Source organism: Tabrizicola sp. BL-A-41-H6 (assembly GCF_050632395.1).
In the GTDB taxonomy this organism is placed as follows: domain Bacteria; phylum Pseudomonadota; class Alphaproteobacteria; order Rhodobacterales; family Rhodobacteraceae; genus JAUYQR01.
The window spans coordinates 1,799,737-1,820,819 of the sequence record NZ_CP192600.1 but is presented as its reverse complement, the minus strand read 5'-3'; the positions used below and the strand labels follow the sequence as shown (position 1 = coordinate 1,820,819).

Sequence of the window (21,083 nt, the reverse complement as noted above, 5' to 3'; positions counted from 1 at the left end):
TCAGCGCCCGGTCACGCCGCGCAGCCGGTCAGACCGCCGCCGCAGCAATTCCACCGTCGCCAGCAGCAGCACCGAGATCACCACAAGGATTGTCGCCACCGCCAGAATCGCCGGCGAAATCGCCTCGCGGATTCCGTTGAACATCTGGCGCGGGATGGTCTGCTGATCGGGGCCAGCGATGAACAGCACCGCCACCACCTCGTCGAACGAGGTGACGAAGGCGAACAAGGCTCCCGAAATCACCCCGGGCAGGATCAACGGCATGACCACCTTGAAGAACGTGGTGCGCGGGTTGGCCCCCAGCGAATGCGCCGCCCGGATCAGCGACTGGTCGAACCCCGACAGCGTCGCCGTCACGGTGATGATGACAAAGGGTATGCCCAGCACCGCATGGGCCACGATCACCCCGAGGTGCGAGTTTGCCAGACAGCCCTTCTCGCTCAGGAACATCCCGAACACCGAAAACCACGCGCTGTCCGGTGCGACGCAGGCCTTGGCATAGAAAAAGCTCATCCCCACTGCGATGATGATGATCGGCACGATCATCGGGCTGATCATCAGCGCCATGATCAAGCGCCGATACGGCATCTCCGGGCGGCTAAGACCCAGCGCCGCGATGGTGCCCAGCGTCGTAGCAAGCACCGTCGCCCACAGACCAACCCAGAACGAGTTCTTCGCCGCCTGCACCCAGGTCGACCGTTCCCAGACCGTCGCCCACCACGCCCCGTCGCGCACCGCGTCGGCATTCGGGTGGCCCAGCGTCAAAAGCGCATCGTACCAGCGCAACGAATAACCTTCGGGGTCGAAGGTCAGCATCTTCGGCGTGAAGGTGAAATACGGCTCGGCGTTGAACGAAAGCGGGATCACGATCAGGATCGGTGCGATCAGGAACAGGAACACCAACACGCAAATCACGATGTAGGTGTAGTACCAGACGCGTTCCAAGGGTGAGGCATAGGTCGGCAGGGCCATGATGTTCTCCTCAGCCAAACTTCAGCCGGTCGATGCCGACCAGACGATCATAAAGCCAATACAACAGCAGGATCGACGCGAGCAGCATCGCCGCAATCGCCGCCGCCAGGGACCAGTTCGATTTCGACATGTGGAAACTGATCAGGTTCGAGATCAACTGCCCATCCGCCCCGCCGACCAGCGCCGGCGTGATGTAGTAGCCAACCGCGAGGATGAAAACGAGCAGCGATCCCGCCGCGATGCCGGGCAGCGTCTGCGGCAGATACACCCGCCGGAACGTGGTCCACGATGTCGCGCCAAGGCTGCGCGCGGCGCGGGCATAGCTTGGGGGTATGACCTTCATCACCGAATACAAGGGCAGGATCATGAACGGCAGCAGCACATGCGTCATCGCCACGATGGTGCCGGTCATGTTGTACATCATCGTCAACCGGCCCTCCTCGGTGATCAGCCCCAGCGCCACCAGAAGGTCGTTCGCCACGCCCTGCTCCTGCAACAGCGCGATCCACGAGGTCGTTCGCACCAGAAGCGATGTCCAGAATGGCAGCAGCACGAAGATCATCAGCAGCGACGATTTCGCCATCGGCAGGGTCGCCAGCAGGTGCGCCACCGGGAAGGCCAGCAAGAGGCACAGGAAGGTGATGATGCCGGAAATCAGGAAGGTCTTGAAGAAAAGGTAAAGGTAGATCCGCTCCTTGTCGCCGCCCCGCGCCCAGCCGTCATCGGTCAGCTTGCGGTCCGAAGCGACAAGGTAGAACTCGGCGGTGTAGACGTGGCTTGCCGATTGCATCCCACGCCACAACGCCGGGCGGCCCCATTCCGCGTCCACGGCCAAGAGCGCCTCCTTGAACGGCGGCTGCAAATTCTTTGCCGCTCGCGCGCCGCCCTTGAACAGGCTGATCGTGCCGGGAACCGAATAGTTGATCCGCGTGCCCGCCATGCCGGTGGTCTTTTCGGCCTGCATCCGCGTCAGGTCGCTGACCAGCGCCGCAAAGGCCTCTTCGGGCGGATTGGTCGGGTCGAAATCCGGGTTGGCCGCGAACCAAGCCACCATCGCCGGGGCCGAGGACGCAAAGCCATCATGCTCGAAAGACCGCTTCAGCATGTAGCCGATCGGAATGAGGAAGGTCACGATCACGAACAGGATCAGCGGCACCACCAGAAAAAAGGCCCGTCGCCGCGCCTTTGCCTGTGCCTCGGCCAGCGCCGTCTTCAACGGGCGTCCGTCAGCGGTGGTCAGCAACGTCGGGGTCGTCTCGATGGCCTCGGCCATGCCTGCCTCGTCTTTCGCGAAAGGAAACGGGCGCGAGGGTTGCCCCCCGCGCCCGGATAAAGGCTTACTGCGCCAGCCAGGCCTGGAACCGCTCGTTCAGTTCCGCGTCATGGTCGACCCAGAAATCAGACGAGGTTTCCAGCGCGTTGCCCATGTTTTCCGGCGCGGTCGGCAGGTGCGGTGCCATCACGGTCTTGCCGTCCTTGAACACCAGCTCTTCCTTCAGGGCCGACTTGCGGGCCGGACCGTAAGAGATGTGCTGGGCCTGCGCGCGCAGACCTTCGGTCGAGGTCGCGTACTTGATGAACTCAAGCGCCGCGTCCTTGTTCGGTGCGCCCTTCGGAATGGCGTACATCTCGTTCTCGTAGACCTGTGCGTCCCAGACGATCTCGAAGGGCTTGCCCTCGTTGATCGCCGCCGCGAAGATCCGGCCGTTGTAGGCAGTGGTCATCGCGACCTCGCCGTCCGCCAGAAGCTGCGGTGCCTGCGCGCCAGCTTCCCACCAGACGACGTCCGACTTGATGGTGTCGAGCTTGGCAAACGCGCGGTCCACGCCTTCGGGGGTGTTCAGCACCGAATAGACTTCGGCAGCAGGCACACCGTCGGCCATCAGCGCGAATTCGAGAACGGCTTTTGCGCCCTTCTTCAGGCCGCGCTTGCCGGGGAACTTCTCGAGGTCAAAGAAGTCCGCCGCGGTTTTCGGTGCAGTCTCGGCGGTGTATTTGGTGCTGTCATAGGCAAACACGTTCGACCAGATGTCGGTCGACACGGCGCAATCCGTCACGGCACCTGCAAGGAAGTCGTCCGCCGCAGGCGTGCCATCGGCTCCGGCCGGCAGAACGCTGATATCGATCGGCTCCAGCATGCCTTCGTCGCAAAGCCGGATCGCATCGGCATATTCCAGCGAGGCCACGTCAACCGTCACGTTGCCGGCTTCGACCATCGCCTTGACGGCCGGGGCCGGGTTGTCGCTGTCGACCATCGTGGCGTTGATGCCCGATGCGGCCGACCACGGCTTCACGTGCGCTTCGGTCTGCGCTTCGCCGTAGGCACCGCCCCACGACATCACGACGACGTCGGCATGGGCGGTGTAGCCGACCACGGTCAGCGCGGTGGAAAGTGCGAGTAGTTTCTTCATTCTTGGTTCTCCCAGTTGGTTGGTCTTTTTGGAAATAGCCTCCGCGCGGGCGGCAGCCGCCCGGCGGTCTCTCAAGGATCGAGCGCGCGGGCGTCCTGCGGATGCCAGCCCACCTTGATCTTCTGCCCCGGCACCAGTTTGGTCTGGTTCAGGGTATTGCGCATCTTCATCACGAAATCGTCCGACCCCGCGACGCGCAGCACGGCGCGCAGGATGTCCCCCATGTAAATGATCTCCAGCACCTCGGCGTCGATCATATGGGCGCCGGGCGGCATCATCTCGGGCTTGAACTCCACCCGTTCGGGCCGGATCGAGACCAGCGTTGCCGCGCCCTTCTGCTTCACGTTGACCGGTGTCGCATCAATCAACTCGCCCGTCTGCAACCGCACCAGCGCTTTGTCGCCGGACAACTCCTCGATCGTGCCGGGCAGCTTGTTGTTCTCGCCGATGAACTGCGCGACAAAGCTGTTTTCCGGTCGCTCGTACAGGTCCGAGGGCGTTGCCAGCTGCTGGATGCGCCCGTCGTTGAACACGGCCACCCGATCGCTCATCGTCAAGGCCTCGCCCTGATCGTGGGTGACATAAACCACCGTGATGCCCAACCGTTCGTGCAGGTGCTTGATCTCGAACTGCATGTGCTCACGCAGTTGCTTGTCCAGCGCGCCAAGGGGTTCGTCCATCAGCACCAGCTTCGGGTCGAACACCAGTGCCCGCGCCAAGGCAATCCGCTGTTGCTGGCCGCCCGACAACTGCGCCGGGCGGCGGTTGATGAAGCTGAACATCTGCACCATGTCCAGCGCACGCTTGACCTTGTCATCGCGGTCCGACTTGCCCATGCCGCGCACTTCCAGCGGAAAGGCTAGGTTTTCGCCCACCGTCATGTGCGGGAACAGTGCGTAATTCTGGAACACCATGCCGATGCCGCGCTTGTGCGGCGGCACCTGGTTGATCGGCTGGCCATCCAGCCGGATCTCGCCGTTGGTCGCCGTCTCGAACCCGGCCAGCATCATCAGACAGGTCGTCTTGCCCGATCCCGACGGGCCAAGCATCGTCAGGAACTCGCCCTTGCCGATGCTCAGGTTCAAATCCTTCACGACAAGGGTGACCCCGTCGTAACTTTTCTGCACACGCTCAAATGCGACGAATGCGTCGTTCCGGGTTTCAGCCGCCACCCACGTCTCCCTGATGATCCGGCAGGTGACCCTGCGCTTGTTCTTTGTGACAGCTTAAAGCCAATGGGACCCTGTATTGCAACGCACAAGTGGCGAACGCGGGGGCAAATCCAAGATTGCGGGAATTCCGGGCAGAGAACCGCGCAACTGCCCGCCGATTGGCCCGCCCGCGTGCGGCCTGCGGGAAACCCGCCTTTCGCCAAAGCTTCCAGGAAAAACAAAGGACGCAGGTGTTACCCTGCGTCCTTGGTATGTCCCGCCGGAACTGGTGCGGATGAAAAGACTCGAACTTTCACTCCGGTTAAGGAACAGCGACCTCAACGCTGCGCGTCTACCAATTCCGCCACATCCGCACAGGTTCCGGCGTCGGACAGGCGCTACTTAGCGGCAGTCGACCGCATTGAAAAGAGGGATTCGCGCACCCAACTCGCGCAACATGCCGGGTGACGGTTGCATCGCCCGCAGCACTGTCGCATCACTCGGCTCACCTGCAACAAGGGAACCGCCAGCTTTGACTGACTGGGTACATCTGCCGGGCCTCTCGCCCTACCTGCCGACCCTCGCCGCGATGGAGGCGCATGTCGCCGCCATGACCGAAGGCCGCGCCGACGAGGCGATCTGGCTTCTGGAACACCCGCCCCTTTACACCGCAGGAACCTCGGCCAAACCCGCCGACCTGACCGATCCCGACCGCTTTCCCGTCCATCCCGTGGGGCGCGGCGGGCAATACACCTATCACGGCCCAGGCCAACGCGTGATCTACACCATGCTCGACGTGGGCAAGCGCGGCCGCGACGTGCGCTGCTTCGTGCGCGATCTGGAAAACTGGGTCATCGCCACCCTCGCCGAATTCAACGTCAAGGGCGAGATCCGCCCTGGCCGCGTCGGCGTCTGGGTCACACTGCCCGACCGCCCCGGCCCCGATGGGCAGCCGTCCGAGGCCAAGATCGCCGCCATTGGCATCAAGCTGCGCCGCTGGGTCAGCTTTCACGGCATCTCGATCAACGTCGAACCTGACCTGTCGCATTTCGACGGCATCGTGCCCTGCGGCATCCGCGACCACGGCGTCACCAGCCTTGTCGACCTTGGCCTGCCGGTCACGATGGCCGACCTTGACGCCGCGCTGATGGCCACCTTCCAGCGCAGCTTCGGGGTCTGCCCGGTCTGACCTCCACGCACCCGACAAACCGTGCTTTTTGACGCAGCGGGCGGCGTTGCTATTGCATATCAAGCCCCTCCATCCACATCTTCATCCCAAGGCGACTCGCGCCCCGTGACAGATGAGGACAAAATGACCAAGACCATCCTGCTGGCCATCGTTTCGGCCGCCGCCCTTGCCGCCCCGGCCTTCGCGGGCGATGCAGCGGCGGGTGAGGATACGTTCAAGAAGTGCAAGGCCTGCCATTCGGTGGTGGCCCCCGACGGGACCGCGATCCAGAAAGGTGGAAAGACCGGGCCGAACCTCTATGGCATCATCGGTCGCGCGGTGGCGTCGGACCCAGACTATACCTACGGCGATTCGATTCTGGCCCTCGGTGCGACCGGCGCGGTCTGGGACGAAGCCTCGCTTGCGGCCTACACCTCCGATCCGTCCGGCTATCTGAAAGCCGCGCTCGGCGATGATGCGGCCAAGTCGAAGATGTCCTTCAAGCTTGGCGCGGGCGGCGAGGATGTGGCGGCCTATCTGGCCTCCGTCTCGCAGTAACCACGTCGCAGCACAGGTCGCGCCGCAGTCCGTCCCGACCACATGCTTTAAGGCGCGGCTTCGCAAGAGGCCGCGCTTTTTGTCGCAGCCCAGCCGCCAATTGCCCGGAAATCACCCGGAAATCTGGCCCTGCGTCAAAGTCAGACATTGCGACAGTCGGTTGGCCGGATTAAAGACATGTCCACACGGGAACCGGGCGGTCTGGGCCAACCAGCCGCCGACAGCAGTTGCAATCAAGACCGGAGGACGCCAATGGCGGACGCAGCCATCCATGGCCATGACCATCACCGACCAGGGTTCTTTACCCGCTGGTTCATGTCGACGAACCACAAGGACATCGGCATCCTCTATCTCTTTGCCGGCGGTCTTGTCGGCCTGATCTCGGTCATCTTCACCGTGTACATGCGGATGGAGCTGATGCACCCGCAGGTGCAGTACATGTGCCAGGAAGGCCTTCGCCTGATCGCTGACGCCAGCTCGCCCTGCACCCCGAACGGCCACATCTGGAACGTGACGATCACCGCGCACGGCATCCTGATGATGTTCTTCGTCGTGATCCCGGCGCTGTTCGGCGGTTTCGGCAACTACTTCATGCCGCTGCAGATCGGTGCGCCGGACATGGCGTTCCCGCGGATGAACAACCTGTCGTTCTGGCTCTACATCGCCGGCACCTCGCTGGCCGTAGCCTCGCTGTTTGCCCCCGGCGGCGGTGGCGACCTCGGCACCGGCGCGGGCGTTGGCTGGGTGCTTTACCCGCCGCTCTCGACCACGGCCGAAGGCGGCTACGCGATGGACCTCGCGATCTTCGCCGTGCACCTGTCGGGTGCCTCGTCGATCCTTGGCGCGATCAACATGATCACCACTTTCCTGAACATGCGCGCTCCCGGCATGACAATGCACAAGGTGCCGCTGTTCGCCTGGTCGATCTTCGTGACCGCTTGGCTCATCCTGCTGGCCCTTCCGGTGCTTGCCGGCGCCATCACCATGCTGCTGACCGACCGCAACTTCGGCACCACCTTCTTCTCGCCCTCGGGCGGCGGTGACCCGGTCCTCTACCAGCACATCCTGTGGTTCTTCGGCCACCCGGAAGTTTACATCATCGTCCTGCCGGCCTTCGGGATCATCTCCCAGGTCATCTCGACCTTCTCGCGCAAGCCGATCTTCGGCTACCTGCCGATGGTCTATGCGATGGTGGCGATCGGTGTCCTCGGTTTCGTCGTCTGGGCGCACCACATGTATACTGCAGGCATGTCGCTGACCCAGCAGTCCTACTTCATGCTGGCCACGATGGTCATCGCAGTGCCAACCGGCATCAAGATCTTCTCGTGGATCGCCACCATGTGGGGCGGCTCGGTGACGTTCGAAACCCCGATGCTCTTCGCGTTCGGCTTCCTGTTCCTGTTCACCGCCGGTGGTGTGACCGGGATCGTGCTCAGCCAGGCCGCCGTCGACCGCGCCTACCACGACACCTACTATGTGGTGGCACACTTCCACTACGTCATGTCGCTCGGTGCCGTGTTCGGCATCTTCGCCGGCGTCTACTTCTGGATCGGCAAGATGTCGGGCCGCCAGTATCCGGAATGGGCGGGAAAGATCCACTTCTGGGCGATGTTCCTCGGCTCGAACCTGACCTTCTTCCCGCAGCACTTCCTTGGCCGCCAAGGCATGCCGCGCCGCTACATCGACTACCCCGAGGCGTTCGCCTACTGGAACTGGTTCTCCTCGATCGGCGCGTTCATCTCCTTCGCCTCGTTCGTGTTCTTCATCGGGATCGTGTTCTACACCCTGATGTGGGGCCGCCGCGTGACCCAGAACAACTACTGGAACGAATACGCCGACACTCTGGAATGGACCCTGCCCTCGCCGCCGCCCGAACACACTTTCGAGCAGCTGCCAAAGCGCGAAGACTGGGACCGCAGCCACGCCCACTAAAGCGCAGCTCACCATCGGACAAAGGCCTCGGGATCGTTCCCGGGGCCTTTTTCGTTTGCAGACCAGTCCTGCGCACGGGCCAATTGCGAATTGCCACACAATTATGTGCCCTCGGCTGTCCAGTCGCAGCCCGTGCACCCCGACCAGCGTTTCGACCACGCCGAATTTTCAGGCAGGAACGCGCGCATTTCCGCCTTGCCTGCCAGACCTGAACCCGACAACGCCGATTCCCGCCGCGCAGATGTTTTGACCTCGAAATTTCCAATTGACAGAATCGCGCGGTCGTTCATCCTGCTTGAACCAAGTACCGATTGGTTCGCTCATGATAAACCTGCCCGCCTCAGCCATCGAAAAGGACGCCGCCGGCATTGTTCGCGCGCGCCTGCTTGGCATTATCGAGAACGGCAACCTGCCACCCGGCGGGCGGCTGCCCACCGAACGCGACCTCAGCGAAAGCATGGGCATCAGCCGCCGCGCCGTGCGGCAGGCGATGGAATCGCTGCTGGCTGACGGCCTGATCTGGCGCAAGCAGGGCAAGGGTACCTTTGCCGGCCAGCCGCCCGACAAGACGCAGATGCTGGCAGCCGAGGTGGTGGGCGAGACGAACTTCACCGAACTGATGGAGGCGCGCCTCTGTATCGAACCGACCCTTGCCGCAATGGCAGCCCGCCACGCGCTTCCGGCTGATATCGAACGGATGCGCAACCTTGCCCGGCGCACGCTCGAATCTACCGACAACGCTTCGATCGAGATTTGGGATGGCGCGCTGCACCGCCTGATCGCGCGCACTGCCTGCAACAAGCCGCTCTTCACCGCCTTTTCGATGATCGACGAAATCCGGTCCAATGAGACCTGGCGGGACTTTCGCTCCAAGGCGCGTTCGCTGGAAACCCTGCGAATCAGTGACACCGAACACCACGCCATCATCGACCAGATCGAGGCCGGCAATCCCGACGGGGCCGAAGCCGCGATGCGCAGCCACCTGACGACGCTTGCCGACAACCTGAAACGCATCCTGCACCCCTGACCCGAGGTTGCCCGTGACCGAAACGATCACTCTCGCCACCATCGAAGCCGCCGAACGGCTCATGGCGGTCAGCTACACGCCAGCCGAGCGCCAGCAGATGCTGGACAACCTCGAAGGTCAGATCACATCGGCCGTCGCCCGCCGCGCCGTGCCGCTGGCCAATTCGGTTCCGATGGCGATGCGCTTCGACCCGCGCCTGCCCGGTTTCGCCATGCCGCACGGGGCCGACGCGCTGACGCTTTCCACCTTCCACACCCCCCTGCCCGGCAGCGACGAAGACATCGCCTTCGCCCCAGTCACCCACCTTGGCGCCTGGATCAGAACGGGCGCGCTGACCAGCCGCCGCCTGACGCAGATCTACCTCGACCGCATCGCCAGCATCGGCCCGAAACTTGAGTGTTTCGCCGCCGTGACCCCCGAGGTCGCCCTCGCAGAAGCCGACGCCGCCGATGCGCTGACCCGCGCGGGCATCAACCTTGGCCCGCTGCACGGCATACCCTACGGGCTGAAAGACCTTTTCGATACCAAGGGCATCGTCACCGGCTGGGGGGCCGAACCCTTCCAGCACCGCATCCCCGAAGCTGACGCCACCATCGTCAAGACGCTGCGCGCCGCAGGTGCCGTGCTTCTTGGCAAGACCACGGTCGGCGCGCTGGCCTACAACGACATCTGGTATGGCGGCGTCACCCGCAACCCGTGGAACCTGAACGAAGGCTCCTCCGGCTCTTCCGCAGGCTCCGCCTCGGCCACCGCAGCCGGGCTTTGCGCATTCGCCATCGGTACCGAAACCCTCGGCTCCATCACCTCGCCCAGCCAGCGTTGCGGCACCACCGGCCTGCGCCCGACCTTTGGCCGCGTCAGCCGAGCCGGCGCGATGGCGCTGTGCAACTCGCTCGACAAGGTCGGCCCGATCTGCCGCTCGGTCGAAGACACCGCCATCGTCCTCGCCGCTCTGAACGGCGCCGATATTGCCGACCGTTCCACCATCGCCGCCCCCTTCGTGTTCGACGCCACCGCCCCCATCGCGCACCTGAAGGTCGGCTACCTGCCCGAGGCGTTCGGAGAAGGCGCCACCGCCATCGACCACGCCGCCCTCGCCGCCGTCCGCAGCCTCGGGCTGGAGGTCGTCGAGGTCACCCTGCCAGACCTGCCCTACGGCGCGTTGATGAACATCCTCTTCGCCGAAGCCGCCGCCAGCTTCGAAGACCTCACCCTGACCAACGCCGACGACACCCTCACCTGGCAGGATGCCGCCGCCTGGCCCAACGCCATGCGCAAGGCGCGTTTCCTTTCGGCGGTCGACCATGTCCAGCTTGACCGCCTGCGCTACGTGGTGATGCAGGCGCTCGACGGCCTCTTTACCCAATGCGACGTGCTGATCGGCCCGTTCATGACCGGCCCGATGCTGATCGCGTCGAACTACACCGGCCACCCCTGCCTGCACCTGCGCGCCGGGTTCGAGGATCTGGGCACCCGCAGCCCCGCCTCGCTTGCTTCCGGCAGCCTGACCACCGGCGAGGCGGATACCGCCGGCAAGACGTTTACCGTGCCCCAAGGCATCTCGCTCTGGGGCCGGCTGTTTGACGAGGGGTCGATCTTGAACCTTGGAATGGCGCTGGAGGCGGCCTTGGCCGTCGCTGACCGCCGCCCTGAATTTCCACGCTAAGCCCAAAGCCTGCCCGCAACCAATGCGGTTTCACACCCAGGGCCGGGACAGGCCCGCAACAAGGGAGCTATCACCGATGAAGCGCAGAGACTTTCTTCGCAGTTCCACCGCCATCCTCGGCAGTGGCATCTTCATGGGCGGCCTGCCGACCGCCCTCTTCGCACAGGACACCCCCGTATCGGGCGGCACGCTGATCTGGGGCCATTCGGAAACCACCCAGAACCTAGACATGCACCAGACCGGCACCGCCTCGTCGGGTCGCGTGTTGCAGAACATCCACTCCTCCATCGTCACGGTGGACGCGAACCTCAAGGTGATCCCCGGCCTCGCCGAAAGCTTCGAGGTGGCGCCCGACGGCCTGACCTACACCTTCAAGCTTCGCCCCAACGTCAAATTCCACAACGGCGCCACGATGACCTCGGCCGACGTGAAATACTCCTTCGAACGCTGCAAGGACCCCGCCACAGGTGCCGTGAACTTCGAAGTGTTCAACAACGTGGCCGCCATCGAGACCCCCGATGACCTGACCGTCGTCATCAAGATGAGCGCGGTCAACGCGCCCTTCCTGTCGCGTCTGGCCGAAAACGGCGCGGGCGTCATCATGCCGGTGGATTCGGGCCCGACCCAAGGCACCAACCCGATGGGCGCCGGCCCCTTCAAGTTCGTCAGCTACGAGGTCGGCACCGTGGTCAAGATGGCCCGCCACGACGACTACTGGGAAGGCCCCGCCTACCTCGAGGCCGTCGAAGCGCGCGAGATCACCGAACCCACCACCCGCCTCACCGGCCTGCGCACCGGCGAGTTGCACATGATCAACGACATCCCGCTGGACCGCGTGGGTGAAATCGAAGCCGACGCCGGGCTTCAGGTGAAGAAGTGGTTCCCGCTGAACTTCGACTTCATCAACATGAACCACACCTACGAGCCGTTCAAGGACAAGCGCGTCCGCATCGCTTTCGACATGATCATCGACAAAGAGGCGCTGATGCAGGGCGCGCTCTGGGGCCAGGGTGCCACCACCCCCTCGCCCAGCTTCCCGACCGATGCGGCCTACAACAAGGATCTCAAGCAGCGCCCGCAGGACATCGAAGGCGCCAAGGCACTTCTGGCCGAGGCAGGCTATCCCGAAGGCAGCCTGAACATCGTGTTCAAAGCCACCACCAACTACCCCTACCACATCGAAACCGCCCAAATCCTTGTCGAATGGTTCAAGGCCGCCGGGGTGAACCTGACGATCGAACAGCTGACCTGGGCCGACTGGCTATCCCAGTGCTGGGTCGACAAGGACTACCAGATGACGATGATGAACTTCTTCACGCTGTGGGAAAGCGACTTCCTCTACTACAGCGTCTGGAACTCCAAGGGCGCGTTCAACTACCGCGGCATCAATGACCCCATCATCGACGAGCTGACGGAAAAGGCCCGCATCACCGTCGATGATGCCGCCCGTGCCGATGTCTACAAGGCCGTGCAGCAGCAGATCTGGGACGAGGCGCATGACGTCCTCCTGTGGTTCCGCAACGGCACCATCGGCGCACAGCCCTCGGTCATGGGGCTCGATACAGTCGTTCACCCGAACGGCTCCAACCTCAACTTCCACAAGGTCTGGCTGAAAGCCTGATGACAAAGCGGCGGGCCCTATCCCGGGCCCGCCGTCCTGCCTTGCGGGGGTGCGCGTGACCTATATCCTGAACCGGCTTCTGTCGGTAATCCTGACGCTGTTCCTGATCACCATCGTCACCTTCGCGGTGACGAACATCCTGCCCGGTGACGTGGCCATGATGATCATGGGCACCCAGTCGAACCCCGAAGCGCTGGAAGGCCTGCGCCAGTCGCTTGGCCTCAATGACCCGCTCCTCGTGCAATACGGCCGCTGGGTCGCCGGGATGCTTACCGGCGACTGGGGCACCTCCCTCATCTTCAAGCAACCCATTGCCGAACTTCTGGTGCAAAAGGCCGCCGCCTCCGCCGTGATCGTCGTGATGTCGATGACCATCGCCCTTGTGCTCGCCGTTCCCCTTGGCGTCTGGGCCGCCGTCCACCGCGACAAGTGGCAGGACACCACCAGCTCCACCACCGCCCTCCTTGGCGTCTCGCTGCCCGATTTCTTCTGGGGCATCGTGATGATCCTCGTCTTCGCCCGCTGGCTCGGCTGGTTCCCGTCCTCGGGCTTCGTCGATCCTGCCGAAGATTTCCTCGGCACCCTGCGCCACGCCTTCCTGCCCTCGCTCGCCCTCGGCCTCGGCCTCATGGCGCACCTGACGCGGATGACCCGCTCCACCATGACCGGCATCCTCAATCAGGAGTTCATCCGCGTCGCCCGCGCCAAGGGCCTGTCCGAACGCACCGTGATCTGGCGCTATGCCCTTGCCAACGCCATCGGCCCGGTCATCACCATCGCAGGCCTCCAGATCGGCTACCTCTTCGGCTCGATCATCGTGATGGAGTTTCTGTTTTCTTACACCGGCATGGGCTGGCTGACCTATCAGGCGCTTCTGAACCGCGACCTGCCGCTCATTCAAGCCACCGTCTTTGTCGTCGCCGCCGTGGTGATGCTGACAAACCTCGCCGTCGACCTCCTCTACGTCGCGATCGACCCCCGCATCAGGCTAGGGTGACGCGATGCGCCGTTTCCTCACCACCAAAGGCATCATCGGGCTGACGCTCCTCATCCTCATCGCGCTCGTCGCGATTCTCGGGCCGCTGATCCTGTCGCCCGATGCGGCCACCGCGATGGACATGACCGCCCGCCGCTCGCCGCCCTCGTTCAAGCACCCCTTCGGCACCGACCAGCTTGGCCGCGACCTTCTCTTCCGCGTCGTCCTCGGCGCGCGCACCTCGCTTGAAATCGCCGTCTCCGCCGTTATGATGAGCATCGTCCTCGGCCTGCCCCTTGGCATGATCTCCGGCTACTTCGGCGGGCGCACCGACAACATCCTGATGCGGCTGGTGGATACCCTCCTCGCCTTCCCGGCCCTCCTTCTCGCCCTCACGATCAGCGCCGTCCTCGGCCCGAACGTGCAAAACACCATCATCGCCATCGGCATCGCCTTCACCCCCTTCCTCGCCCGCATCATCCGGGGCGAGGCGCTGCGTGTGGCCCAGATGCCCTATGTCGAGGCCGCCCGCGCCTCGGGCACCACCGACGTGATGATCATGGTCCGCCACGTCCTGCCGAACATCCTGCCGGCGGTGATCGTCCAAGGCACCATCAGCCTCGCCTTCGCGATCCTCGCCGAAGCGGGCCTGTCGTTCCTCGGCCTTGGCACCCAGCCGCCCGCCGCCTCGTGGGGCCTGATGATCCAAGCCTCGCGCGACCAGCTTGACATCGCACCGTGGACAGCCCTCGTCCCCGGCCTTGCCGTGGCCCTTACCGTCCTTGGCCTCAACATGGTCGGCGACGTGTTGCGCGACATTCTCGACCCGAGGTCAAAATGAACGCACCCGTCAAACCCATCGTCAGCGTCGACCACCTCCGCGTCGAATTTCCCACTCGCGGCGGCACCGTCATCGGTGTCGAAGACGTCTCGTTCACCATCGCCCCCGGCGAAACCGTCTGCGTCGTGGGCGAAAGCGGCTCCGGCAAATCCGTCACCTCACTTTCCCTGATGCGTCTGGTGGAGTTTGGCGGCGGCCAGATCACCGAAGGCGCGCTGACCTTCGCCCGCGCCGATGGCAGCACGCTGAACGTCGCCACCGCCTCGCCCGAGGTGATGCAGGGCGTGCGCGGCAACGAAATCGGGATGATCTTTCAAGAACCGATGACCGCGCTCAACCCGGTCTTCACCATCGAACGCCAACTGACCGACGGCCTCATCCTGCACAAGGGTCTGACGCAACAAGCTGCCTCCGCCCGTGCCCTTGAGCTTTTGCAACTTGTTCGCATCCCCGAACCCGAACGCCGCCTGAAGCAATACCCGCACGAACTGTCGGGCGGCATGCGCCAGCGGGTGGTGATCGCGATGGCGATGACCTGCGAACCTCAACTCCTGATCGCGGATGAACCCACCACTGCCCTTGACGTCACGATCCAGGCCGAGATTCTCGCCCTCATCAACCGGTTGAAACGCGAAAAGGGCATGGCCGTCCTCTTCATCACCCACGACATGGCCGTGGTCGCCCAAATGGCCGACCGGGTCGTGGTGATGTACCAAGGCCGCATCGTGGAAACCGGCACCGTCACCGAGATCTTCGAAAACCCGCAGGAAGATTACACCCGCGCCCTCCTCGCCGCCGTCCCGAAACTTGGCGAGATGAAGGGCAAACCCGCCCCCGAACGCATGCGCCTAATTGGCGACGAGGCCGCCCGCGCCGCCGCCGTGGCGCCGAAAGCGCGCAAGCCCGAAGTGCTGCTGGAGGTGAAAAACCTCACCACCCGCTTCCCTGTGAAAGGCGGCATCCTCCGCCGCACCGTGGCTCAGGTCCACGCCGTCGAAGACGTCTCCTTCACCCTCAACGTCGGTGAAACCCTCGCCCTCGTTGGTGAATCCGGCTGCGGCAAATCCTCCACCGGCCGCTCCATCCTGCGCCTGATCGAGCCCACCTCCGGCGAAATCCTGATCGGCGGCCGCGACATCCGCGCGCTTTCGCACCACGATCTCCGCCGCGCCCGCGCCGACATGCAGATGGTGTTCCAGGACCCCTTCGCCAGCCTGAACCCCTACCGCCGCCTCAAAGATCAGGTGTCCGAACCGATCCAGAACTTCGGCCTCGCCACCGGCCAGGACCTGAAAGACCGCGTCGAACAACTGTTCGACCGCGTCCGCCTGCCTCGCGCCTTCATGACCCGCTTCCCGCACGAACTGTCGGGCGGCCAGCGCCAGCGCGTCGCCATCGCGCGCGCCCTTGCGGTCAACCCGAAGCTCATCGTCGCCGATGAAGCCGTCTCTGCCCTCGATGTCTCGGTGCAGGCGCAGGTCTTGAACCTGATGATGGAGTTGCAGGAAGACCTCGGCCTCTCCTACCTCTTCATCAGCCACGACATGGCCGTCGTCGAACGCGTCGCCCACCACGTCGGCGTCATGTATCTCGGTCGCATCGTCGAACTTGGCCCCCGCGCCGCGGTGTTCGAGAACCCGCAGCACCCCTACACCCGCGCGCTTCTCTCCGCCGTTCCGATCGCCGACCCTCGCAAACGCCGCTTCGCCGACGATCTGACCTTCAAACCCATCACGTCACCGATATTTCCGCTGGGACACACCCCCGCCCCCTCGACCTACATCGAGGTCGCACCGGGCCACCGCGTCCTGCAAACCTGAGGAGGACACCATGCCGATCAAGAACCGTCTCGCCGAGATGCAGGCCGAAATCACCGCCTGGCGCCGCGACCTGCACGAAAACCCCGAACTCATGTACGAGGTTCACCGCACCGCCGCGACCGTCGCCGCAAAACTGCGCGAGTTTGGCTGCGACGAGGTTGTCGAAGGCATCGGCCGCACCGGCGTCGTCGGCGTCATCAAGGGCAAGACCGACACCCGCGGCCATGTCGTGGGCCTGCGCGCCGACATGGACGCGCTTCCTATCTTTGAGGCGACGGGCCTAGCCTACGCCTCCAAGACCCCCGGCAAGATGCACGCCTGCGGCCATGACGGCCACACCGCCATGCTGCTTGGCGCCGCCAAATACTTGGCCGAAACCCGCAACTTCGACGGCTCCGTCGCCGTCATCTTCCAACCCGCTGAAGAAGGCGGCGCGGGCGGCGAGGCGATGGTCAAGGATGGCCTGATCCCGCGCTTCGGCATCAAGGAAATCTACGGCATGCACAACTCGCCCGGCCTGCCCGTGGGCCAGTTTTCCATCAAGCCCGGCCCGTTTTACGCCGCCACCGACAACTTCACCGTCCACGTCTCGGGCAAAGGCGGCCACGCCGCCTACCCGCACCGCGCCGTCGACACAACGCTCATCGCCTGCACCATCGTCACCAGCCTCCAATCCATCGTCTCGCGCAGCGCCGATCCATTGGAATCCCTCGTCGTCTCGGTCACTTCCTTCAAGACCGAAAGCGAGGCTTGGAACGTCATCCCCGAACGCGTCGAACTGCGCGGCACCGTCCGCAGCTTTGACGCCACCACCCGAAAGATCGCCGAAGACCGCTTCCGCGCCATCGTCACCTCCACCGCCGAGGCCTTCGGCGGACAGGCCAAGATCGACTGGAACCCCGGCTACCCCTCGATGGTCAACGCCGAGACGGAAACCGACTACGCCATCGCGGTTGCCGAAAAGATCGGCGGCCCCGGCAGCGTCGACACCAACTGCCCAGCCATCATGGGCGGCGAGGATTTCGCCTACATGCTGAACGTCTGCCCCGGCGCCTACATCCAGGTCGGCAACGGCAACACCGCCGAAGTCCACCACCCCGAATACAACTTCAATGACGAGGCGATCCCCTACGGCGCCTCCTACTGGGCGGAACTTGTCGAAACCCGCATGCCCGCCGCCTGAAAAGACGCCTGAAAGGACAGACAATGAACTGGTCAGATTACCTCGACGCGCATCAGCAGCGCTTCGTGGACGAACTCGTCGATTTCGTCCGCATCCCTTCCGTTTCCGCGCTCGCCGCGCACATCCCCGATGTGGTCACCGCCGGCAACTGGGTCGTCGACCGCATGCAGGCCGCCGGCATCGAAAACGTCCGCATGATGCCGACCGACGGCCACCCCGTCGTCTACGGCGACTGGCTTCATGCCGGGGCCGACAAGCCCACCATCCTGATCTACGGCCATTTCGACGTGCAGCCCGCCGAACCCTTCGACCTCTGGGACACGCCCCCGTTCGATCCGCAGGTCCGCGATGGCCGCGTCTACGGGCGCGGCGCGTCGGATGACAAGGGCGGCATGTTCATCCCGATCCTCTCCGCCGAGGCGATGCTGAAAACCACGGGCCGCCTGCCGGTGAACGTCAAATTCTTCTTCGAAGGGCAGGAAGAAATCGGCTCGCCCCACCTGCCGCCCTTCATCAAGGCCAATGGCGCGCTTCTGAAGGCCGACATGATCTTTTCGGCCGATGGCAGCCAATGGGCCGAAGACCAGCCGAACCTGATCACCGGCCTCAAGGGTCTGGTGGCCGCCGAAGTTACCGTCACCGGCGCCAAAGGCGACCAGCATTCCGGCCAGCAGGGCGGCGGCATCGCCAACCCGATCCACGGGCTTTCCCACATCATCGCCTCGATGAAAGGGCTGGACGGCAAGATCAACGTCAAGGGCTTCTACGATGACGTCATCGACCTCACCGTGGAAGACCGCGCCGCCATCGCCCGCGTCCCCTTCGACGAAGCCGCCTATATCGAAAGCCTCGGCGTGCCGGATGTCTTTGGAGAAGAGGGCTACACCACCCGCGAACGCCTCTGGGGGCGGCCCACGTTCGAGTTGAACGGAATCTGGGGCGGCTGGCAGGGCGGCGGCATCAAGACCGTCCTTCCCGCCCAAGCCTTCGCCAAGATCACCTGCCGCCTTGTGGCCAACCAGCGCCCCGACCAGATCTTCCACCTCCTCAAAGCCCATATCGAGGCGCACTGCCCCAAGGGCCTGACGGTCAAGGTCGAACGCCTGCCCGGCAGCGCCGACCCGTTCCTTTTGCCCAACGGCCACAACGCCAGCGCCGCAGCCGCCGAGGTGCTGACCGAGGTTTATGGCAAAGCCCCCTACATCACCCGCACCGGCGGCTCGATCCCGGTGATGACGATGCTCCTGCAGGAAACCGGCATCCACGCCACCGTCTTCGCCTTCGGCATGAACGACGAAAACCTGCACGCCCCAAACGAGTTCTTCCGGCTGTCGAACTTCCGCACCGGACAGACCGCTTACTGCAAACTGCTGGAACGGCTGGGCTGATCGGTCGCGGCGGGTAGGAATTGACGGGCGCGGCGGCAGCATTACCTTCGCGCCATGCCCTACGAATTCCTACCCGCCGCACCGCCCGAAACCCGCCTGCGCCTCTGGCCGCACCGGTCCCTGTCGCCACGAGGCTTTGTCTGGTTCATCGGCAGCACCGCTGCGCTGATCGCGATCCCGTTGTTCGGGCTGGTCGGCAAGTCGGCGCTCTGGATGATCCTGCCGTTTGTCGTGGTCGCCGTCGCCGCAATCTGGCTCGCCTTGAACCGCAGCTACAAGGATGCCCGCATTGTCGAAGACCTGCACCTTACCCGCGACACGATCACCCTTACCCACCAAAGCCCGCGCGCCCGCAAGGACTGGCAGGCCAATCCCCATTGGGTCCGTGTCACGCTTCATGAAACCGGCGGCCCGGTGCCGAATTACCTGACCCTGACGGGCAACAACCGCGAGGTGGAACTGGGTGCCTTCCTGTCGGAAGAGGAACGCATCGCCCTTGCCCACGACCTGCGCAGCCGCCTCGCGGCGCTGAAGCCCTAGCCCAGCCGCCCCTTCACCAAGGCGCCGACCGCGCCGAAATCCATCTGCCCGGTGTAACGGCCTTTCAACGCCGCCATCACCTTGCCGCAGTCGCGGATGCTGGCAGCCCCCGTTTCGGCCACGGCATCGGCAATCGCCGCCTCCACCTCGGCCTCCGACATCTGGCGCGGCAGGAATTCCTGGATCACGCCGATTTCGGCCAATTCCTTCTCCGCCAGCTCCAGCCGCCCGCCCTCTTCGTAGGCGCGCGCGGATTCGTGGCGCTGCTTCACCATCTTGCCCATGATCTGCAGGATGTCCGCGTCCGACACCAACCCCTCGCCGCCGTCGCCCCGGTTGGCGATCTCGCGGTCCTTGATGGCGGCATTGATCAGCCTCAGCGTCGAAAGCCGGTCAGCTTCCTTCGCCCTCATCGCGTCCTTCAGGGCGCTTTGCAGACGGTCGCGCAGTGACATCGGTTTATCCATCCCCAGGGTTTCTTCCGAACATCCGACCATACAGCCAACCGCCCCGAACCGCAACTCACCCCCTTAATTTCAACCCATTGAAATCATGCGACTATCCTTTTGCCTCCCCGTCTTGACCCGCCCGCCCCCGGCCCGTAGGTTGCGCCAGATTTGCGCCAAGGGAGTCCCGCCCATGCCATCCGCCTCCACCCCGCGTCCCACGGCCTGCCTCGCGCTTTCCGATGGCACCCTGTTCTACGGCCACGGCTTCGGCGCCACCGGCGAGACGGTCGCGGAACTGGTGTTCAACACCGCGATGACCGGCTACCAGGAAATCATGACTGACCCGTCCTACGCAGGCCAGGTCGTGACCTTCACCTTTCCCCACATCGGCAACACCGGCGTCACGCCGGAAGATGACGAAACCGCCACCCCCGCCGCCGCCGGCATGGTGGTGAAGTGGGATCCGACCGAACCGTCGAACTGGCGCTCCACTGGCGAGTTGACCGACTGGCTGGCCCGCATCGGCCGCATCGGCATCGGCGGCATCGACACCCGCCGCCTGACGCGCGCCATCCGCCAGCAGGGCGCGCCGCACGTCGCCCTCGCCCACAACCCCGACGGCAAGTTCGACATCGAGAAACTCGTTGCCCGCGCCCGCGCCTGGAAAGGCCTCGTCGGGCTCGATCTGGCCAAGGACGTGACCTGCGCCCAATCCTACCGCTGGAACGAACAGCGCTGGGCCTGGCCCGAGGGCTATACCGAACGCACCGGCCCCGGCCTGCGCGTCGTCGCCATCGACTACGGTGCGAAACGCAACATCCTGCGCTGCCTTGCTTCCACCGGCTGCGAGGTTACCGTGCTTCCCGCTACCGCCACTGCCGAAGACGTGCTGGCGCTGAACCCCGAAGGCGTGTTCCTGTCGAACGGCCCCGGCGATCCGGCTGCGACCGGCGCCTATGCCGTGCCGATGATCAAGGGCGTCCTCGACCGCGATCTGCCGGTGTTCGGCATCTGCCTTGGCCACCAGATGCTCGCCCTCGCCCTTGGCGCGCGCACGGTCAAGATGAACCACGGCCACCACGGCGCGAACCATCCGGTGAAAGACCTGACCACCGGAAAGGTCGAGATCACCTCGATGAACCACGGCTTCACGGTGGATAGCCAGACCCTGCCAAAGGGCGTTTCCGAAACCCATGTCTCGCTCTTCGACGGCTCGAACTGCGGCATCGCGGTCGACGGCAAGCCGATCTTCTCGGTGCAATACCACCCCGAGGCGTCGCCCGGCCCGCAAGACAGCTATTACCTCTTCGAACGCTTCGCCGCCGCGATGCAGGCCCGCCGCGCCGCCTGAGGCGGCTTTTACGAGGTTAACCACCCGTT

Annotated in this window: 18 protein-coding genes and 1 tRNA gene; 13 read left to right on the top strand and 6 right to left on the bottom strand. The window is 64.3% G+C overall.

Going from position 1 to position 21,083, the window contains the following annotated elements; all coding sequences use genetic code 11:
• From ACROUL_RS09020 to ACROUL_RS09000, 5 genes are all read right to left on the bottom strand, one after another.
• Entirely contained in the window at nt 1-972 is a 972-nt protein-coding gene (locus tag ACROUL_RS09020) for an ABC transporter permease (protein WP_431299167.1), read from the bottom strand.
• A gap of 10 nt (nt 973-982) precedes the next feature.
• Nucleotides 983-2,245, bottom strand: a complete 1,263-nt coding sequence (locus ACROUL_RS09015; RefSeq protein ID WP_431299166.1) for an ABC transporter permease — start codon at nt 2,243-2,245, stop codon at nt 983-985.
• Between the two features lie 64 nt (nt 2,246-2,309).
• Entirely contained in the window at nt 2,310-3,383 is a 1,074-nt protein-coding gene (locus tag ACROUL_RS09010; protein ID WP_431299165.1) for an ABC transporter substrate-binding protein, read from the bottom strand.
• A gap of 71 nt (nt 3,384-3,454) precedes the next feature.
• Nucleotides 3,455-4,555, bottom strand: coding sequence for an ABC transporter ATP-binding protein (locus tag ACROUL_RS09005; protein ID WP_431299164.1), 1,101 nt, complete (start codon nt 4,553-4,555; stop codon nt 3,455-3,457).
• Between the two features lie 266 nt (nt 4,556-4,821).
• A tRNA-Leu gene (locus tag ACROUL_RS09000) sits at nt 4,822-4,908 on the bottom strand.
• A 158-nt stretch (nt 4,909-5,066) separates the two neighbouring features.
• On the opposite strand from ACROUL_RS09000, the gene lipB reads away from it, so the two are divergent.
• From lipB to ACROUL_RS08940, 12 genes are all read left to right on the top strand, one after another.
• Complete coding sequence (gene lipB / locus ACROUL_RS08995) at nt 5,067-5,723, top strand: lipoyl(octanoyl) transferase LipB (protein ID WP_431299163.1); 657 nt, start codon at nt 5,067-5,069, stop codon at nt 5,721-5,723.
• A 123-nt stretch (nt 5,724-5,846) separates the two neighbouring features.
• Nucleotides 5,847-6,260: a c-type cytochrome gene (locus ACROUL_RS08990; protein ID WP_431299162.1), complete on the top strand. Its 414-nt coding sequence runs from the start codon at nt 5,847-5,849 to the stop codon at nt 6,258-6,260.
• Nucleotides 6,261-6,512: 252 nt separating this feature from the next.
• Nucleotides 6,513-8,192 carry a cytochrome c oxidase subunit I gene (gene ctaD, locus ACROUL_RS08985; protein WP_431299161.1) on the top strand — a complete coding sequence of 560 codons (1,680 nt, stop codon included), beginning with the start codon at nt 6,513-6,515 and terminating at the stop codon, nt 8,190-8,192.
• A gap of 322 nt (nt 8,193-8,514) precedes the next feature.
• Nucleotides 8,515-9,219, top strand: coding sequence for a FadR/GntR family transcriptional regulator (locus tag ACROUL_RS08980; RefSeq protein ID WP_431299160.1), 705 nt, complete (start codon nt 8,515-8,517; stop codon nt 9,217-9,219).
• 13 nt (nt 9,220-9,232) lie between these two features.
• Nucleotides 9,233-10,885 carry an amidase gene (locus ACROUL_RS08975; RefSeq protein WP_431299159.1) on the top strand — a complete coding sequence of 551 codons (1,653 nt, stop codon included), beginning with the start codon at nt 9,233-9,235 and terminating at the stop codon, nt 10,883-10,885.
• A gap of 76 nt (nt 10,886-10,961) precedes the next feature.
• Complete coding sequence (locus ACROUL_RS08970; protein WP_431299158.1) at nt 10,962-12,506, top strand: ABC transporter substrate-binding protein; 1,545 nt, start codon at nt 10,962-10,964, stop codon at nt 12,504-12,506.
• Nucleotides 12,507-12,561: 55 nt separating this feature from the next.
• A complete protein-coding gene (locus ACROUL_RS08965) occupies nt 12,562-13,503 on the top strand; it encodes an ABC transporter permease (RefSeq protein WP_431299157.1) in 942 nt (313 codons plus the stop codon).
• 4 nt (nt 13,504-13,507) lie between these two features.
• Complete coding sequence (locus ACROUL_RS08960; RefSeq protein WP_431299156.1) at nt 13,508-14,323, top strand: ABC transporter permease; 816 nt, start codon at nt 13,508-13,510, stop codon at nt 14,321-14,323.
• Nucleotides 14,320-16,143, top strand: coding sequence for an ABC transporter ATP-binding protein (locus tag ACROUL_RS08955; protein ID WP_431299155.1), 1,824 nt, complete (start codon nt 14,320-14,322; stop codon nt 16,141-16,143). The genes ACROUL_RS08960 and ACROUL_RS08955 overlap by 4 nt, the downstream gene beginning before the upstream one ends.
• A gap of 10 nt (nt 16,144-16,153) precedes the next feature.
• Complete coding sequence (locus tag ACROUL_RS08950; RefSeq protein ID WP_431299154.1) at nt 16,154-17,326, top strand: M20 aminoacylase family protein; 1,173 nt, start codon at nt 16,154-16,156, stop codon at nt 17,324-17,326.
• 23 nt (nt 17,327-17,349) lie between these two features.
• Complete coding sequence (locus ACROUL_RS08945) at nt 17,350-18,714, top strand: dipeptidase (RefSeq protein WP_431299153.1); 1,365 nt, start codon at nt 17,350-17,352, stop codon at nt 18,712-18,714.
• Between the two features lie 54 nt (nt 18,715-18,768).
• Nucleotides 18,769-19,254 carry a DUF2244 domain-containing protein gene (locus ACROUL_RS08940; RefSeq protein ID WP_431299152.1) on the top strand — a complete coding sequence of 162 codons (486 nt, stop codon included), beginning with the start codon at nt 18,769-18,771 and terminating at the stop codon, nt 19,252-19,254.
• On the opposite strand, the gene ACROUL_RS08935 is transcribed toward ACROUL_RS08940, so the two are convergent.
• A complete protein-coding gene (locus ACROUL_RS08935; RefSeq protein ID WP_431299151.1) occupies nt 19,251-19,709 on the bottom strand; it encodes a GatB/YqeY domain-containing protein in 459 nt (152 codons plus the stop codon). The genes ACROUL_RS08940 and ACROUL_RS08935 overlap by 4 nt on opposite strands.
• Nucleotides 19,710-19,893: 184 nt before the next feature.
• Between ACROUL_RS08935 and carA the strand changes: the two genes are divergently transcribed.
• Nucleotides 19,894-21,054: a glutamine-hydrolyzing carbamoyl-phosphate synthase small subunit gene (gene carA, locus ACROUL_RS08930; RefSeq protein WP_431299150.1), complete on the top strand. Its 1,161-nt coding sequence runs from the start codon at nt 19,894-19,896 to the stop codon at nt 21,052-21,054.
• Nucleotides 21,055-21,083: the final 29 nt, after the last annotated feature.

What these genes read in the sequence shown, in the direction of transcription:
- ACROUL_RS08970 (WP_431299158.1), top strand. Translation starts at nt 10,962, where the DNA reads ATGAAGCGCAGAGACTTTCTTCGCAGTTCCACCGCCATCCTCGGCAGT.
- ACROUL_RS09010 (WP_431299165.1), bottom strand. Translation starts at nt 3,383, where the DNA reads ATGAAGAAACTACTCGCACTTTCCACCGCGCTGACCGTGGTCGGCTAC.
- ACROUL_RS08950 (WP_431299154.1), top strand. Translation starts at nt 16,154, where the DNA reads ATGCCGATCAAGAACCGTCTCGCCGAGATGCAGGCCGAAATCACCGCC.
- ACROUL_RS08945 (WP_431299153.1), top strand. Translation starts at nt 17,350, where the DNA reads ATGAACTGGTCAGATTACCTCGACGCGCATCAGCAGCGCTTCGTGGAC.
- ACROUL_RS08990 (WP_431299162.1), top strand. Translation starts at nt 5,847, where the DNA reads ATGACCAAGACCATCCTGCTGGCCATCGTTTCGGCCGCCGCCCTTGCC.
- ACROUL_RS09015 (WP_431299166.1), bottom strand. Translation starts at nt 2,245, where the DNA reads ATGGCCGAGGCCATCGAGACGACCCCGACGTTGCTGACCACCGCTGAC.
- ACROUL_RS08935 (WP_431299151.1), bottom strand. Translation starts at nt 19,709, where the DNA reads ATGTCACTGCGCGACCGTCTGCAAAGCGCCCTGAAGGACGCGATGAGG.
- ACROUL_RS08940 (WP_431299152.1), top strand. Translation starts at nt 18,769, where the DNA reads ATGCCCTACGAATTCCTACCCGCCGCACCGCCCGAAACCCGCCTGCGC.
- carA (WP_431299150.1), top strand. Translation starts at nt 19,894, where the DNA reads ATGCCATCCGCCTCCACCCCGCGTCCCACGGCCTGCCTCGCGCTTTCC.
- ACROUL_RS08955 (WP_431299155.1), top strand. Translation starts at nt 14,320, where the DNA reads ATGAACGCACCCGTCAAACCCATCGTCAGCGTCGACCACCTCCGCGTC.
- ctaD (WP_431299161.1), top strand. Translation starts at nt 6,513, where the DNA reads ATGGCGGACGCAGCCATCCATGGCCATGACCATCACCGACCAGGGTTC.
- ACROUL_RS09020 (WP_431299167.1), bottom strand. Translation starts at nt 972, where the DNA reads ATGGCCCTGCCGACCTATGCCTCACCCTTGGAACGCGTCTGGTACTAC.
- ACROUL_RS08980 (WP_431299160.1), top strand. Translation starts at nt 8,515, where the DNA reads ATGATAAACCTGCCCGCCTCAGCCATCGAAAAGGACGCCGCCGGCATT.
- ACROUL_RS08960 (WP_431299156.1), top strand. Translation starts at nt 13,508, where the DNA reads ATGCGCCGTTTCCTCACCACCAAAGGCATCATCGGGCTGACGCTCCTC.